Source organism: Bradyrhizobium sp. CCBAU 53421 (genome assembly GCF_015291625.1).
Lineage (GTDB): Bacteria > Pseudomonadota > Alphaproteobacteria > Rhizobiales > Xanthobacteraceae > Bradyrhizobium.
In genome coordinates this window covers 7,142,874-7,158,660 of the sequence record NZ_CP030047.1, presented here as the reverse complement: position 1 = coordinate 7,158,660, position 15,787 = coordinate 7,142,874, and the positions used below count along the sequence as shown (strand labels likewise).

Below are 15,787 nucleotides of genomic sequence, written 5' to 3'. Positions count from 1 at the left end.
AGAACGAGAAGCAGAACGAGAAAATGGCTCCGCGAGGAGCCATTTTCCGTTGTGTCGGACCTTTATTGTGTGCCGGTCTTTAGTAGCGATCGCGCTTGATGACCACTGCGCGGTCATGGTCGTGATGCCAGCCGTGATGCCAGCCGCGGTCATGGCGCATCTCGGCGTGCGCGCCCCAGCCATGATCCCAGTGGTGATGGCCGCGCTTGATCACGACGGTCTCGGCGCTCGCGATCGACGGAACGGCTATTGCAAGCGCACCAATCGCCGCAACAACAAAACCAATCTTTTTCATCTCATCCTCCTCAAATGATGCGAGGAGCCAACAGTGCAGGCATCGAAACGTTCCTCAGGAACCGGAGGAGTTTTCTGAACGCTTGTTCAGCAACTGCCGCAGCGCAACGCACGCAGTGCGTTCGCTGCGCGACTGATGAGTGAGCATCAGCGCTTCTTTCGGTGGCCTTGCCTAACCACTCCGTCCGACGCATCATCGCACCATAAAAATCAATGTTCGGGGGGACGTTGCCGTGAGCGAATTTTCACGCCGGGATTTCTTGAAGGCTACGGGATCGGCCGCTGTTGCCGTCATCGCAGGGCCGGCCGCGGCGGCGATGGGGCCGGACGACAAGTTCGACCTCGTGATCAAGAACGGCGACGTGATCGATCCCAGCCAGTCGCTGCGCGGCAAGCGCGACATCGGCATCCGCTGGGGCACCATCGAGGCTGTTGAAGACGAGATCCCGGTCGCGCGTGCCAGCAAGACCATCGACGCGTCCGGCAAGCTCGTGATGCCGGGCCTCGTCGATCTGCACTGCCACGTCTATCCCTACGGCTCGGCGATCGGCATTCCCGCCGACGAACTGGTGCAATTCCAGGGCACCACGACCGTGGTCTCGGCCGGCGACGCCGGCGTCAACAATCTCGCGGCGCTGCGACGCTTCATCGTCGCGCAGTCGCGGACGCGGATCTACGCCTTCGTCCATATCGCCAACAACGGCCTGTCGGCGTTCCCGGTGGCCGAGCTCTACAACATCGACAACGCCCAGGTCGAAGCCTGCGCCATGGCGCTCGCCGAGAACCCGGACTTCCTGATCGGGGTCAAGGTGCGGATGTCGGAGAACGTCATCTTCAAGCATGGCATCGAGCCGCTGAAGCGCGGCATCCAGGCCTGCGAGATGTGCGGCTGGCCGGCGCGGATGATGGTGCATATCGGCGGCGTCGAGACCAGGGAGTTGATGTCCGACATCCTCGATCTGCTCCGGCCGGGCGATATCCTCACCCACGCCTATTCCGGCGCGCCGAACATGTCCGGTGCCTTCACCAACATCGTGCAGGACGGCAAGCTATTGCCGGCCGCACTCGCGGCCAAGCAGCGCGGCGTGCTCTTCGATGTCGGCCATGGCGGCGGCAGCTTCGATTTCACGGTGGCGGAGATCGCGATCCCCGCCGGCTGCACGCCCGATACGATCTCCTCCGACATCCACGTCTTCTCCGGCAACTCGCCCGGCATCCCGTTCCTGCCGAACGTGATGAGCAAGTTCCTGGCGATGGGCTCTTCGCTGGATCAGGTGGTGGCGATGGCGACCTCGGTGCCGGCGCGGATCATCAACCGGACGCCGAAGATCGGCACGCTGCAGCGCGGCGCGCCCGGCGACGTCGCCATCATGGACCTGATCGAAGGCCCGGTCACCTTCGTCGACACCCGCAACAACAAGCGCGACGGCAATCTGCAACTGAAGCCGGTGCAGACCGTGGTCAACGGCGTGCCGTTCGGCCGGCCCTATCAGGCGCCGTTTTCGGTGCGGTGAGACTTCGAGCTAGCGGAGACGTGGATTGCTTCGTCGCTCCGCTCCTCGCAATGACGGAGAGAGGTCATCCCGTCATTGCGAGCGGAGCGAAGCAATCCATCTCGCGGCGAAACGAGAGCTAGCCGCGCTTCTCCACATTGCTGCTGCGCGCGGGCACGCCGAACTCCTTGCGGCACACCTCGGCCAGCACGGCGACGCCCTCGCGGATCTGCTCGTGCGAGGGGCTGGCGAAGCAGAGGCGGAGCCGGCTGCCGGAATGGACCTTGCTGGTCGACCATTCCGGTCCCGGATTGATCGAGACGCCGGCGGCGAGTGCCGCCTGATAGAGCTTCATGGTGTCGACATTGTCGGGCAGCTTGACCCAGAGGAAGATGCCGCCCTTCGGCGCCTCGAATTCGGCCGCGGTGCCGAACTGCTCGTTCAGCGCCTCCATCAGCGTGTCGAGCTTGGCGCGCAGGCCTTTGGTCAGTCGCGGCACGTGGGTGGAGAAATGCGGCGCGCAATATTCCGACAGCACCATCTGCTCCAGCGCGCCGGAGCCGGCGTCGGTCTTCAGCGGCAGCATCCGCGACATGATCTCCCAGGGCGCGACGATGAAGCCGACCCGCAGCGCCGGCGCGATCGACTTCGAGAACGAGCCGATATGGATCACGCCGCCATGCTGGCTCATGGCATAGATCGCGGGCGGCCGCTCACCGTTCCAGATCAGATCGGCATAGCAATCGTCCTCGAAGATCGGCACGCCGTATTCCTTGGACAGCTTCAGCATCTCGGCGCGGCGGCTTTCGGGGAGGATCGAGCCGGTCGGATTCTGCACGGTCGGGATGGTGTAGATGTATTTCGGCGTGATGCCGCGCCGCTTGTGGTCGGCGAGCGCTGCGGCCAACGCATCGATCCTGATGCCGTCGCCATCGAGGGGAATGCCGACCGCGTTGACGCCGAGCCGGGTCAGCCGGTTCAGCGAGCCCTGATAGGTCTCCTGCTCGATCAGCACGGTGTCGCCCTTGGCGAGCAAGGTGTGGTTGACGAGGTCGAGCGCCTGCAGCGAGCCGGAGACGATCATGATTTCGTCCGGCGTGCAGGCAATCCCGGCATCGCGCTTCAGCTTCTCGGTGAGGAACTGGCGCAGCGGCAGATAGCCCTGCGGCCCGTGCGCGAGGTTGTAAGTCGCAAGATTCCTGCCCTCGCGCTTCAGCACGGCATTGACCGCCTCCAGGAGGCCGTCGACCGGGACCTGGTCGGGATCGTTGTTGCCGCCGACGAAGCTGTATTTGGCGAGCCCGGTCCAGCGCGTGGCCGGCGCGGGCAGGCCGGCCGGGAGCAGCGGTGCAAAGTCGAACTGGGCTGAGGTGGACATGGACGTTTCGCTCCGTGTTGTTGTCATTGAGAAGGCCGCCGGAAGCGGACTTCCATGAAGTCAGTTCTTGCCGATCAGCCTGACCGGGCGGCCCTGGCTGATGAAGGCATAGTGTCCGGCGCCGACGCTGCCGACCATCAATGCCTCGACCGCCGGTTCCGCGATCTCGCCGGCGGCCGCCCAATCGACCACGAAATTCGCGCCGGTGCCGCCGCGGGTATCGGTGGTGGCGATCGCGACCTCGACGGTCGCAAACGGTTTTAGCGCGATCGGCGATTTGAGGTAGCTCTCCACCATCTTGCCTGATGTGTCGAAATAGGCGATCCGCTTCAGCACCAGCGGCTTCGTCTCGGAGGCGTTGTGCACGCTGAGCGTCACCGAGAAGTCAGCCCTCAGCTTGCCCTGGCTCATCGACACGCTGGAATAGACCGGCACGTAGAATGCACCGGATGCGGTGAGGCCTTCCGACGGCACCGCGGTCAGCGAGTTCGCGAAATTTTGTTCAATACTTCCGGAGGATTGTGCTAGCGCCTCCGTCATGCGCACGGTGAGCAGGCAGAGCAAGACTGCCAGAAAAATGCCGCCTGCGCGGATGTGACACATTGCTCGGTTGATCCTCACGCCCGGCCCTCTAGGTTGCGGCAACAGGAAGTCTTTGACGCATGCATGAACTGATTCCCGATATCACGCTCTGTATCCTGTTTGCCTGGGGCATTGGGCTGCTAGCCCATTTCTCCCGGCAACCGCTGATACTGGCCTACCTTATCGCCGGCTTTTTCATTGGTCCATTCGGCATGGGCTGGGTCAAGTCCCAGGAGTCGATCAGCGTCATCTCCGAGCTCGGCCTGATCTTCATGCTGTTCATGATCGGGCTGGAAATCGACCTCAAGAAGATCATCCGCGCCGGTAAGGTCATCCTGTTCGCCGGCGCCGGCGAGCTGATCGGCGGCTGCCTGATCGGTGTGGCGTTCTTTGCCGGGATCGGGCTTGCGATCGGCGGCGGCAAGTTCGATGCGGTCTATCTCTGCGTCGCCTGCGCGCTGTCCTCGACCGTCATCATCGTCAAGGTGCTCTACGAGAAGCGCGAGCTGGATACGCTGCCTGGCCGCATCACGCTCGGCGTGCTGGTGCTGCAGGACATCTTCGCGATCCTGTTCCTGGCGGTGCAGCCGAGTCTCGACAATCTGCAGATCAGCGTCGTGCTGCTGTCGATCGCCCGCGTCGCTATGCTGGTCGCGACCGCGTTGGTGCTCAGCCGCTACGTGCTGCCGCGGCTGTTCCACCAGATCGCGCGCCGACCCGAACTCGTGCTGCTCGGCGCGCTCGCCTGGTGCTTCCTGATCGGCGAGATCGCCGAGCGGCTGCATTTGTCGCGCGAGATGGGCTCGCTGGTCGCCGGCGTCTCGATCTCGACCTTTCCCTATGCGCTCGACGTCACCGCCAAGGTCACGACGCTCAGGGATTTCTTCATCACGCTGTTCTTCGTCGCGCTCGGCATGACGATCCCGATCCCGGGGCTCTCGGTGATCTGGCTCGCGCTTGTGATCGCGGCCTTCACGGTGGCGAGCCGTCTGGTCACGACGTTCACGCCGTTGTATCTGCTGAAGCAGGGCCTGCGCGCCAGCCTGCTGCCGGCGATCAACCTGGCGCAGATCTCCGAGTTCTCGCTGGTGGTGATCCAGACCGGCGTTGCCGCCAACCACATCGGGACCGAAACCGCGAACGCCGCCTCGTTCGCCTTCGTGGTGCTGGCGGTGCTCTCGACCTTCGCGATGGCGCGCAGCGACCAGATCGTGCGCGGCCTGATCGGCCCCCTGAAGCGTATCGGGCTGCGCGACCTCGACCATGTCGGCGCGGGAGGCGGCGAGGCCGGCCAGGAGGGGGGACATGGCGAGATCCGGCGCATCGTCATCCTCGGCTTTTTCCGTGCCGCGAGCGCGCTGATCAGCCAGATCGAGCGGCAGAACCAGTCGCTGCTGGAGCAGATCAGCGTCATCGACTTCAATCCGCTGGTGTTCCGCACGCTGTCCGACCGCGGCATGCACGTGATCTATGGCGACATCAGCAATGTCGATACGCTGGTCCATGCCGGCATCGGCAAGGCCGAGATCATCATCCTGAGCGTGCCGGATTTCCTCCTGGTCGGCGCCGACAATGAGAAGCTGGTGCGCCACGTCCGCGCCCTCAACCCGACCGCGAAGGTCGTTGCCACCGCCGACCTCCTGACCGGTGTCGATGATCTCTATGCGGCCGGCGCCGACTACGTCACGGTGACCCGGCTCAGCGACGCCGGCGAGCTCTATTCGGTGATCGAGGCCGCCGACGCCGGCCTGCTCGACGACAAGCGCGCCGAGCTGGACGCGCAGCTCAGCGATCGGCGCGAGGTGCTGCCGTAGAAGTCGGCCGTGTAGCCCGGATGGAGCGCAGCGAATTCCGGGGACCATGCATGTGCCCCGGATTGCGCTTCGCTCCATCCGGGCTACCGAGCTGTCACCGTCCTGGTATGCCTGGCGACGATGCCTGCCGGACGCATGGCGGGTTGCATAATGATACTGGCGCTGACATCGGAACCCGGCTAATCCACTGCCTGCATAAAGCGAGATGTCAGGACAATGGCCGATACGATCCAGGAAGTGCTGCAAGCCTTTGCGAAGGGTGAACTCGTCGTCGTCACCGACGATGATGATCGGGAAGGCGAGGGCGATTTGATCGTCGCGGCGTCGTTCTGCACGGCGGAAAAGATGGCCTTCATCATCCGCCACACCTCCGGCATCGTGTGTGCGCCGATCACCACCGAGGACGCCCGCCGGCTGCGGCTCGACCCGATGGTGGCGCATAACGAATCCAACCACACCACGGCCTTCACCGTCTCGATCGACTACAAGCCCGACGGCGGCACCGGTATCTCGGCCGAGGAACGCGCCTCCTGCTGCCGCGCGCTCGCCAATCCCAATGCCGGCGCCGCCGATTTTGCCCGCCCCGGCCATATCTTCCCGCTGATCGCGCGCGACGGCGGCGTGTTGCTGCGCTCCGGTCACACCGAAGCCGCGGTCGATCTGTGCCGGCTCTCCGGCCTGCCGCCGGTCGGCGTCATCAGCGAACTGATGAACGACGATGGAACCGTAATGAAGGGCGAGCAGGTCGCGAAATTCGCCGCCCGCCACAAGCTCAAGCATGTCACGATCGCGGATATGATCGCCTACCGTCAGGCGCGCGAGAAGCTGATCGAGCGGGTCGCGACCTTCACCACCGAAAGCCCGATCGGCCCGCTGCAGGGCTATGCCTATCGCTCGCCGTTCGACGAGATCATGCACGCCGCTTTCGTGTACAACGGCATCGGCGATGGCCGGGACGTGCTGACCCGGCTGCACAAGCCCAACATCGTGACCGACCTTTTCACCGGTCCGGCGCGGATGGAAGCGGTGTTGCGGCACTTCAAGGATGCCGGCCGGGGCGTGCTGGTCTATCTGCGCGACGGTGCCGCCGGCGTTCCGGTGCAGCCGGTGAGCGAGCAGAAATCGGCGGAGGCCGATCGCAACAAGCAATGGCGCGAGGTCGGCGTCGGCGCGCAGATCCTGCGCGATCTCGGCATCACCTCGATCCGGCACCTGACCTCGTCGGTGCACGACTACAAGGGCCTGTCCGGTTTCGGCATCGAGATCGTGTCGAACGAGAAGCTGGAGTGCTGATGCGGCCATTCCGGGCGCGATGCTGACGCATCGCCGGGAATGACAGGTGCGCCAATTCAATTGCGCTTCGCAGCATAGCGCTTTAATTTATCCGCCAATTTCCGAGTGACGATGCGAAAGGATGTTTCATGAGCGTGCGCCCCCAGGCCAAGGACAAGCCGGCTGCCGCCAGCTTCCAGTGGGATGATCCATTCCTGCTCGACGACCAGCTCACCGAAGACGAGCGCCTGATCCGCGACACGGCGCGGGCCTATGCCCAGGACAAGCTGTTGCCGCGGGTCACCAAGGCCTATCTGGAAGAGAAGACCGATCGCGAGATCTTCAACGAAATGGGCGAGCTCGGCCTGATCGGCGTGACGCTGCCCGAGGAATATGGCTGCGCCAATGCGAGCTATGTGGCCTATGGCCTGGTGGCGCGCGAGATCGAGCGCGTCGATTCCGGCTATCGCTCGATGAACTCGGTGCAGTCGTCGCTGGTGATGTATCCGATCTACGCCTATGGCGACGAGAACCAGCGCAAGAAGTATCTGCCCAAGCTCGCGACCGGAGAATGGGTCGGCTGCTTCGGCCTGACCGAGCCGGATGCCGGTTCCGATCCCGGCGGCATGAAGACCCGCGCCGAGAAGGTGGCCGACGGCTACAAGCTGAACGGCGCCAAGATGTGGATTTCGAATGCGCCGATCGCCGACGTGTTCGTGGTGTGGGCCAAGTCGGCCGCGCATGACAACCAGATCCGCGGCTTCATCCTCGAGAAGGGTATGAAGGGCCTGTCGGCGCCGAAGGTCGGCGGCAAGCTCTCGCTGCGCGCCTCGATCACCGGCGAGATCGTGCTCGACAACGTCGTGGTGCCGGAAAGCGCGCTGCTGCCCAACGTCTCCGGCCTCAAGGGCCCGTTCGGTTGCCTCAACCGCGCCCGCTACGGCATCTCCTGGGGCGCTCTGGGCGCTGCCGAGGACTGCATGCACCGCGCGCGCCAGTACACGCTCGACCGCAAGCAGTTTGGCCGGCCGCTCGCCGCCACCCAGCTGGTGCAGAAGAAGCTCGCCGACATGGAGACCGAGATCGCGCTCGGCCTGCAGGCCTCGTTGCGCGTCGGCCGCCTGATGGACGAGGGCAAGATGGCGCCCGAGATGATCTCGATCGTCAAGCGCAACAATTGCGGCAAGTCGCTCGACATCGCCCGCATGGCGCGCGACATGCACGGCGGCAACGGCATCCAGATCGAGTATCACGTGATGCGCCACGCCGCGAACCTCGAGACTGTCAACACCTATGAGGGCACGCACGACGTCCATGCGCTGATCCTCGGCCGCGCCATCACCGGCATCCAGGCGTTCTCGTAATCCCGGAGGCGTCATCCTGAGGTGCGCGCCTCTTTGGCGCGCCTCGAAGGATGACGCGAGGTGGTGCCCGACATCCTTCGAGGCTCGCAAGAGCCCGCACCTCGGGATGACGGCTCACAAGGAATCGGATCCCATGGCCGACAACGACGACATCCCGTTCAACCGCGATTTTCCGCTGAAGCCCGGCGTGGTCGAGCAGGTCCGGCCCGGCGTGCGCCGCGTCCTCTGCAACAATCCGAGCCCGTTCACCTTCACCGGCACGGTCAGCTACATCGTGGGCGAGGGCAAGGTCGCGATCATCGACCCCGGTCCCGACGACGAGGCGCACGCCAGGGCGCTGCTCGATGCGGTCAAGGGCGAGACCGTGACCCACATCCTGGTCACCCATACTCACCGTGATCACTCGCCGAACACGCCGCGGATCAAGGCTGCCACCGGCGCGCCTGTCTATGCCGAGGGGCCGCACCGCGCCTCGCGCCCGCGCTTCGAGAGCGAGAAGCACAATCCGGAATCCGGCGCCGACCGCGATTTCCGGCCCGACATCGAGGTCAAGCACGGCGACGTCATCGAGGGCACAGGCTTTGCGCTGGAGGCCGTCGCCACGCCCGGCCACACCGCCAATCACCTGGCGTTCGCCTGGACCGAGCGCAGCATCAATTTCGTCGGCGACCATGTGATGGGGTGGTCGACCTCGATCGTGGCGCCGCCCGACGGTTCGATGATCGACTACATGGCCTCGCTGGAGCGGCTGGATCAGCGGCCCGAGCAGCTCTACTTCTCCGGCCACGGCCCGGAGATTCCGGAAGGCCCGCGCTACGTCCGTTTCCTGGCACGGCATCGCCGCGCGCGCGAGGCGTCGATCCTGCATCGCCTCGGCAAGGGCGAGGCCGACATCCCGACCATGGTGCGGGCGATCTATATCGGGCTCGATCCGCGCCTCGCCAATGCCGCCGGCTATTCGGTGCTGGCGCATCTGGAGGACCTGGTCGCGCGCGGCGTCGTCGCGACGGATGGCGACCCCGTGATCGGCGGCACCTACAGGATGGCTTAGTTCGTGATTCCGGGGCTCGCGAAGCGAGAACCCGGAATCCATCGGGCCGCAGGTTCTGTCGTGAAATGGATTCCGGTTCATCGCTGCGCGATGCCCCGGAATGACGGGAGGATTATTTCTTCACCGACTTCGCCGGCGGCGCCTTCGGCGCGACCGGGGCTGCCTTCTTCGCCGGCTTGGAATTGTCGTTTTCGGCGGCGGCGTTGAGGTCCTCGATCAGCTTCTTGACCCGCGCGGCGTTGCTGCCGAGATCGGTGTCGAAATAGCGCGAGGCGGAGCGGATATCGACGCGCGAATCCTCGTCGTCGGGAGTGACGCGGATCGAGACGTCCTCGCGGAAACCCATGATCGGTGTGCGGGCCACCGCCTCGATGCGGCCGATGCGGCGCGGCGGCTGCGGCGCGCGTGCGTCGATCACGAGCCATTTGCGGCGGTTCACCAGTCGCAGCGTCATCTCATAGGCACGGTCGACGGGGGTCTCCAGTTCGACGGTCTCGATATCGGGGTAGGCCGCGCGCTGCTTCTCGGCCGAATAGAGGCCGGCATAGGCGGCCGGGTTGGTGCCTTCGCCGGTGCGCAGCCGCGCCAGCGCCTCGAATTTCGGCGGGTCGATCGCGTCGGTGGTGACGTCGTAGATCCGCGGCAGCTTGCGGTACTGATAAGTCAGGTAGGCCGGGTAGCCGAGGATCGCGGCGTCGATCAGGAACGCGAGCAGGATCCGGCCCATGCCGCGGGTGCCGTTCTGCCAGATCGCGGCGAAGGCGGCGAGCCCGAGCAGGATCGACAGGCCGGCCAGGCCCAGCGCGCCGAAGAAGGTCGCCAGCGCCGGTTTGACTTCCAGGAAGCCGAACCGGACGATCAGGATCGAGACCACCACAGCGACAACGGAGAAGATGGCGAGGTTGCGCGACCAGGTGGCGAGACCGGACACGGGCTCCTGCTGGTAGGGAGCGGAAAACCTGCGCGCCATCGTCGAAAAATCTGCCGGTTGAGATGTCCCGGCGACCTCAGCCGCCGCCAATGATCGTGTGAGACCACGGACCTGCGGCGAATTCAAGGGATTTGGGCCCGTTAGGGCGGACGTTCTTCTTCCCTTCTCCCCTTGTGGGAGAAGGTGGCGCAAACGAAGTTTGCGACGGATGAGGGGTCCCTATCCGCGGAGAGAACCCCTCACCCGCGCTCGCTTCGCGAGCGCACCCTCTCCCACAAGGGGAGAGGGTCAAAACGGCGAGCCCTACGCCGCGGCGGTCGGGAAGGAGTAGTCCTTGAACTGGTCGCGCAGCGCCGTCTTCAGGATCTTGCCGGTCGCGGTGTGGGGAATGCCGTCGACGAAGGCGACGTCGTCGGGCATCCACCATTTGGCGATCTTGCCGTCCATGAACTTCAGGATGTCCTCGCGCGTGGCGCTCTGGCCCTGCTTGAGCTGCACGATCAGCAGCGGCCGCTCATCCCATTTGGGATGATGGACGCCGATCACGGCGGCCTCCGCCACCGCCGGATGGCCGACCGCGAGGTTCTCGAGATCGATCGAGGAGATCCATTCGCCGCCGGACTTGATCACGTCCTTGGAGCGGTCGGTGATCCGCATGTAGCCGTGCTCGTCCATCGTCGAGACGTCGCCGGTGTCGAAGAAGCCGGCATCGTCGAGGATGTTGCTGTCGACGCGGAAATAGGCCTTGGCGATCGCGGGGCCGGAGACCTTGAGACGGCCGAAGGTCTTGCCGTCCCACGGCAGCTCCTTGCCGGCATCGTCGGTGATCTTCATCTCGACGCCGAACGGCGGGTAGCCCTGGGTCTGCAGGATGTCGAGCCGCTCCTCGCCGGTGCGTTCGGTGAACGGCGGCTTCAGCGTGGCCAGCGTGCCGAGCGGGCTCATCTCGGTCATGCCCCAGGCGTGGCGCACCTGGCTGCCCATGTCGAGGAACGCCTGGATCATCGAGCGCGGCATCGCCGAGCCGCCGCAGATCACCATCTGCAGATCCGGCAGCTTGACGTTGTTGGCGGCCATGTATTGCAGCAGCATCAGCCACACCGTCGGGACACCCGCGGTATGGGTGACCTTCTCGGTCGACAGCAACTCGTACACCGAGGCGCCGTCGAGCTTCGGGCCCGGCATCACCAGCTTGGTGCCCATCGACGGTGCGGAGAAGGCGATGCCCCAGCTGTTGGCATGGAACAAGGGCACCACCGGAAGCATTGTGTCCGCGGCGGAGGTGCCGAGCGCGTCCTTCGAGTTGGCCATCAGCGCGTGCAACACGTTGGACCGGTGCGAATACAGTACACCCTTGGGATCGCCCGTCGTGCCGGAGGTGTAGCACATCGCCGCCGCAGTGTTCTCGTCGAAGGTCTTCCACTCGAACTTGCCGTCGGATGCCGCGATCCAGTCCTCATAGGCGACCACGTTCTTCAGCGTGGTCTCTGGCATATGCGCCTTGTCGGTCAGCACCACGTAGCGCTCGACGCTCGGCAGCTGGCCTGCGATCTTTTCCAGCACCGGAAGGAAGGTGAGGTCGGTGATGACGATGCGGTCCTGGGCGTGGTTGACGATCCAGGCGATCTGTTCCGGAAACAGGCGCGGATTGACCGTATGGCAGATCGCGCCGATCCCCATGATGCCGTACCAGACCTCGAGGTGGCGCCAGGTGTTCCAGGCGATGGTGGCGATGCGGTCGCCGAGCTTGATGCCGTCGCGCTCCAGGCTCTGCGAGACCTTCAGTGCGCGGGCATGGATTTCGGCGTAGTTGGTGCGATGAATGGGGCCTTCGACCGACCGCGTCACGACTTCCTGCGTGCCGTGATATTTGGCGGCGTGCTCAATAATCTTGTGACACAGCAAAGGCCAATCTTGCATCAAGCCAAGCATACGCAAATCCCTCCTCGATCCTCACGCATGATCCGCCGGCATCTTGGACGGCCGGCAGTAAAATCATGGAACTGACATGAACTGTAGCGCGGAGAAAGCAAGCCGAAAATGGCCTGATGGCGCGTTTCGCCGCGGGCGCGCGGCAATGGTTACCGTCGCTTCGCTGCTTTGCCTTGGCATGCAAGCGGGCCCCACGCTGGCCGCCCGGACGCCCACCTTTCCCTGGGACGATTTGTTCGGCACCCGGCCGCATAGGGCGCACAAGGCGGTCCGCCGCTCGGCGGTGCCGCTGCCGAAGCCGCGCCCTGCGCAGGCGCCGCCAGCAACCGAGGCGCCGCCAGCAACCGAGGTGCCTGCGGCCGCTGAGCCCGAGGCGCAGCCTCGGGCCGCGCCCGCCGCGGCTGGGAAGCCCACCGAGACGGCCAAGCCAACTGAAGCAGCCAAGCCCGCGGAGCCGCCCCCACCGCAGCCGTCGGCCTGCCGGCAGGCGCTCACCGAGGAGATCGCGATCGCGCCGAGCATTCCGGATATCCATGGCGCCGGCGGCTGCGGCGGCGAGGATCTGGTGCGCCTCGAGGCCATCGTGCTGCCGGACAAGCGCAAGGTCGCGGTGAAGCCTGCGGCGATCCTCCGCTGCAAGATGGCGAGTGCGGTCGCCGACTGGATCCGCACCGATATCGCGCCGCTGGCGGAGCGCCTCGGGGGCGGGATCAGCAATCTCGACAATTTCGACTCGTTCGAGTGCCGCGGCCGCAATCGCGTCGCCGGCGCGCAGCTCTCCGAACACGGCCGCGCCAATGCGCTCGATGTGCGCGCCTTCGGTCTCGCCAGCGGCAAATCGATCTCGCTGACCGACCGCAGCGTGCCGCGCGATCTGCGCGAAACCGTGCTGCATTCGGTCTGCGCCCGCTTCTCCACCGTACTCGGTCCGGGCTCGGACTGGTACCACGAGGACCATGTCCATCTCGATCTGATGGAGCGTCGGAACAGTTACCGGATCTGCCAGTGGAACGTGTACGACCCGCTGCCGCAGGTCGCGCCGCTGCTGCCGGCCGAGCGCCCCGAAGACGCGCCGCCGCGCGAGGTTGCCGCAAAATCGGACGCAGCCAAGCCGGACTCATCCAAAGCCGAGCACGGCAAGGCCGATGAGCCGGATGCGGCCAAATCGGACGACGCGGCCGCGCCCGAAGGCGCTGCCGAGACCAGGCCGCACGAGACCAAGCCGCAGCCAACAAAAAAGCGCCGGCAAAGCCGGCGCCTTTGATCGCGATTGCGATGTGATCAGTCGTGACGTGATCAGTAGGGGACGTTGCCGCCGCCCTGCAGCGCCATCTGCGGCTTGTAGGGCGAGTCGCCGTGCTTCGGCTCCAGCACCACGACGATGGTGCCGAGCTTGACGCGGTTGTAGAGGTCGATGACGTCCTCGTTGGTCATGCGGATGCAGCCCGAGGAGATCGAGGAACCGATGTATTCCGGCTGGTTGGTGCCGTGGATGCGGAACAGCGTGTCCTTGCCGCCCGAGTAGAGATACATCGCGCGCGAGCCCATCGGATTGTCCGGGCCGGGTGCCACGAAGGTCGGAACACCGAGGCGCGAGATTTCGCCGGGGGTGGGATGCCAGGCCGGCCATTCGGTCATGCTGCCGACCTTGGCAATGCCGGACCAAGCCATGGCTTCTTCGCCGACGGTGATGCCGTAGCGGATCGCCTTGCCGTCGTTCAGCACGTAGTAGAGGTAATGGTTGTCGGAATCGACCACGATCGAGCCGGCGGCTTCCTTGCGGTGATACTCGACGATGGCGCGACGGAACGGTTCGGCGACCGGCGTCTTGACGTAGGTGGTCTTGGCCAGGAGTTCCTTGTCACGCGGCTTGAAGGCGGCAGTGTTGGTTGCCTCATAGGTCGTGGCCTGCATGCAGCCCGACAACATCAGGCCCGCGGCCAGGATCCCGAAGGTAACTTTGAGCGACGACATGATTACATTCCAATCGAAAATCCGCGTCTCAAAGCGCCAAGATTACGCCCCAAACGCCACGATTCCATATGGGGCATTATTGCCGAAACGTGCCATTATTCCCAGACTTTAGATGCCTTTCCCGCATCGCGGGACGTCGTCTGTGGCTTTTTTGCCGCAAGTCTTCTGGTGTGGGGCCAGTTTTTGTGCAAACAGGCAACGGTTGTTCAATCGAAGCCGTCTCAACGTCACATTCACCGCCACCTGGCCGCCACAAAGGTGGATGTCCGGTTAATGTCCCGGTCATGAAGCGCCAGCCAGAATCGCGCTAAGTCGACGGGTCTTGCCAGCCCTGTTTCCAATCCTGTGTCTCGGAGTCCGTGATGCTGTCGGTGTTCGTTCCCTCCGATTTCTCCCTCAAGAAGGCCGCCGCCACCGACCTCGGCGCGCTGCCGGAGGGCGCGGTCTGGGTTGACCTGGTGAACCCGACCGTGGAGGAGGACCGGGCCGTCGAGAAGCTCGCGGGGATCGCGGTTCCGACCCGGGAAGACATGCAGGAGATCGAGATCTCCAGCCGGCTCTATATCGAGAACAGCGCGCGCTACATGACCGCGACGCTGATGTGCCAGTCCGACACCGACATGCCGCGCACCACGGCGGTCACCTTCATCCTGACCAGCCATCGCCTGGTCACGGTGCGTTACGACCTGCCGAAGCCGTTCGCGCTGGTCGAGAACAAGCTGGCCCGCGCCTGCGCCCCCAGCATCACCGGCGAGCAGGTGCTGATGGAACTGCTGGATGCGGTGATCGACCGCTGCGCCGACCTCCTCGAGCGCTGCGGCGCGGACATCGACCAGGTCTCGCACGACATCTTCGAGCCGGAGAGCGAACGCCACGGCCACGCCAAGCAATATTCCCAGATACTGATCGCGATCGGGCGCAAGGGCGACCTGACCTCGAAGGTCCGCGAAAGCCTGGTCTCGATCGGCCGCCTCGTCACGTTCCTTTCGGCGATCGTGGAAGGCGTGAAATGGTCCAAGGACATGCGCGAGCAGCTCAAGACCATGCAGCGTGACGTCGCCTCACTGACCGACCACGCGTCCTATCTCTCCAACAAGATCACCTTCGTGCTCGATGCCATGCTCGGCGTTGTCAATCTGGAACAGAACAACATCATCAAGCTGTTCTCGGTGATGGCTGTCGTGCTGATGCCGCCGACGCTGATTGCCTCGATCTACGGCATGAATTTCAAGATCATGCCGGAACTCGAATGGGCGCACGGCTATCCGTACGCACTGGTGCTGATGTTGATCGCGGCGATCGTGCCGTACTGGATCTTCAAGTGGAAAAAGTGGCTGTAGGCGAGTTCCACACGTCGCGTTTTGGGACGCGTTTTCTGCCTTATTTCCTCTGCTAAAATTTGAGTGTTGCGCTGAACGTTTGGGCGAAACTTGTCTGCGATAACGCCCGCCTCGAAGCCGGAGGACAGCAATGGTTGAGAAGATCATAACGCCACGGCGTAACGTCATCGACTTTGCGCGCTATCAACAGGACCGCGCAGCAGGCAAGGTGCAGGCGATCTCGCCGAGACTTTGCCGTTACTGTGGCGCTGCGATGTTGGATGGCGAGGACGAAGACGAATGCTCCAGCGCGTTGAACGACATCGCGCTGCGGCAGCCCGAGAAGAAGACGCGTCGGTTTTACGCAGACTAGAGGCCGAAGC

Annotated in this window: 14 protein-coding genes; 8 read left to right on the top strand and 6 right to left on the bottom strand. The window is 64.4% G+C overall.

The window, feature by feature from the left end; genetic code table 11:
- Positions 1-79: 79 nt before the first annotated feature.
- Positions 80-295 carry a hypothetical protein gene (locus tag XH92_RS33645; protein WP_194455977.1) on the bottom strand — a complete coding sequence of 72 codons (216 nt, stop codon included), beginning with the start codon at positions 293-295 and terminating at the stop codon, positions 80-82.
- A gap of 232 nt (positions 296-527) precedes the next feature.
- Between XH92_RS33645 and XH92_RS33640 the strand changes: the two genes are divergently transcribed.
- A complete protein-coding gene (locus XH92_RS33640) occupies positions 528-1,808 on the top strand; it encodes an amidohydrolase family protein (RefSeq protein WP_194455976.1) in 1,281 nt (426 codons plus the stop codon).
- A 118-nt stretch (positions 1,809-1,926) separates the two neighbouring features.
- Here the strand turns inward: XH92_RS33640 and XH92_RS33635 are convergent, their stop codons facing one another.
- Together XH92_RS33635 and XH92_RS33630 are read right to left on the bottom strand one after the other, a co-directional pair.
- Positions 1,927-3,165, bottom strand: a complete 1,239-nt coding sequence (locus XH92_RS33635) for a PLP-dependent aminotransferase family protein (protein ID WP_194455975.1) — start codon at positions 3,163-3,165, stop codon at positions 1,927-1,929.
- Between the two features lie 60 nt (positions 3,166-3,225).
- A complete protein-coding gene (locus XH92_RS33630; RefSeq protein ID WP_371817852.1) occupies positions 3,226-3,768 on the bottom strand; it encodes a DUF3124 domain-containing protein in 543 nt (180 codons plus the stop codon).
- Positions 3,769-3,827: 59 nt separating this feature from the next.
- Here XH92_RS33630 and XH92_RS33625 point away from each other — a divergent pair, with 59 nt between their 5' ends.
- The 4 genes from XH92_RS33625 to XH92_RS33610 all read left to right on the top strand — a co-directional run bounded on the left by XH92_RS33625 (position 3,828) and on the right by XH92_RS33610 (position 9,248).
- Positions 3,828-5,561: a cation:proton antiporter gene (locus XH92_RS33625; RefSeq protein WP_194455974.1), complete on the top strand. Its 1,734-nt coding sequence runs from the start codon at positions 3,828-3,830 to the stop codon at positions 5,559-5,561.
- A gap of 216 nt (positions 5,562-5,777) precedes the next feature.
- On the top strand, positions 5,778-6,854 hold the full coding sequence (ribB, locus tag XH92_RS33620; RefSeq protein WP_194455973.1) for a 3,4-dihydroxy-2-butanone-4-phosphate synthase: 1,077 nt from the start codon (positions 5,778-5,780) through the stop codon (positions 6,852-6,854).
- Between the two features lie 128 nt (positions 6,855-6,982).
- Positions 6,983-8,197, top strand: coding sequence for an acyl-CoA dehydrogenase (locus XH92_RS33615; RefSeq protein ID WP_028334515.1), 1,215 nt, complete (start codon positions 6,983-6,985; stop codon positions 8,195-8,197).
- Between the two features lie 133 nt (positions 8,198-8,330).
- A complete protein-coding gene (locus XH92_RS33610) occupies positions 8,331-9,248 on the top strand; it encodes an MBL fold metallo-hydrolase (protein WP_194455972.1) in 918 nt (305 codons plus the stop codon).
- A gap of 112 nt (positions 9,249-9,360) precedes the next feature.
- On the opposite strand, the gene XH92_RS33605 is transcribed toward XH92_RS33610, so the two are convergent.
- The gene (locus XH92_RS33605; RefSeq protein ID WP_194455971.1) at positions 9,361-10,218 is read right to left on the bottom strand and encodes a DUF1499 domain-containing protein; all 858 of its coding nucleotides are present in this window, start codon (positions 10,216-10,218) and stop codon (positions 9,361-9,363) included.
- 264 nt (positions 10,219-10,482) lie between these two features.
- The gene (locus tag XH92_RS33600; protein ID WP_194455970.1) at positions 10,483-12,111 is read right to left on the bottom strand and encodes a fatty-acid--CoA ligase; all 1,629 of its coding nucleotides are present in this window, start codon (positions 12,109-12,111) and stop codon (positions 10,483-10,485) included.
- Positions 12,112-12,187: 76 nt separating this feature from the next.
- On the opposite strand from XH92_RS33600, the gene XH92_RS33595 reads away from it, so the two are divergent.
- Complete coding sequence (locus XH92_RS33595) at positions 12,188-13,375, top strand: extensin family protein (RefSeq protein WP_371817851.1); 1,188 nt, start codon at positions 12,188-12,190, stop codon at positions 13,373-13,375.
- Positions 13,376-13,407: 32 nt separating this feature from the next.
- Here XH92_RS33595 and XH92_RS33590 read toward each other — a convergent pair whose 3' ends face one another.
- Positions 13,408-14,085, bottom strand: a complete 678-nt coding sequence (locus XH92_RS33590; RefSeq protein WP_194455969.1) for a L,D-transpeptidase — start codon at positions 14,083-14,085, stop codon at positions 13,408-13,410.
- A 362-nt stretch (positions 14,086-14,447) separates the two neighbouring features.
- On the opposite strand from XH92_RS33590, the gene XH92_RS33585 reads away from it, so the two are divergent.
- Both XH92_RS33585 and XH92_RS33580 read left to right on the top strand, forming a co-directional pair.
- Positions 14,448-15,425 (top strand): magnesium transporter CorA family protein, encoded by a 978-nt coding sequence (locus XH92_RS33585; protein WP_194455968.1) that lies wholly within the window; start codon positions 14,448-14,450, stop codon positions 15,423-15,425.
- A 130-nt stretch (positions 15,426-15,555) separates the two neighbouring features.
- Positions 15,556-15,777: a hypothetical protein gene (locus tag XH92_RS33580; protein WP_194455967.1), complete on the top strand. Its 222-nt coding sequence runs from the start codon at positions 15,556-15,558 to the stop codon at positions 15,775-15,777.
- Positions 15,778-15,787 lie beyond the last annotated feature (10 nt).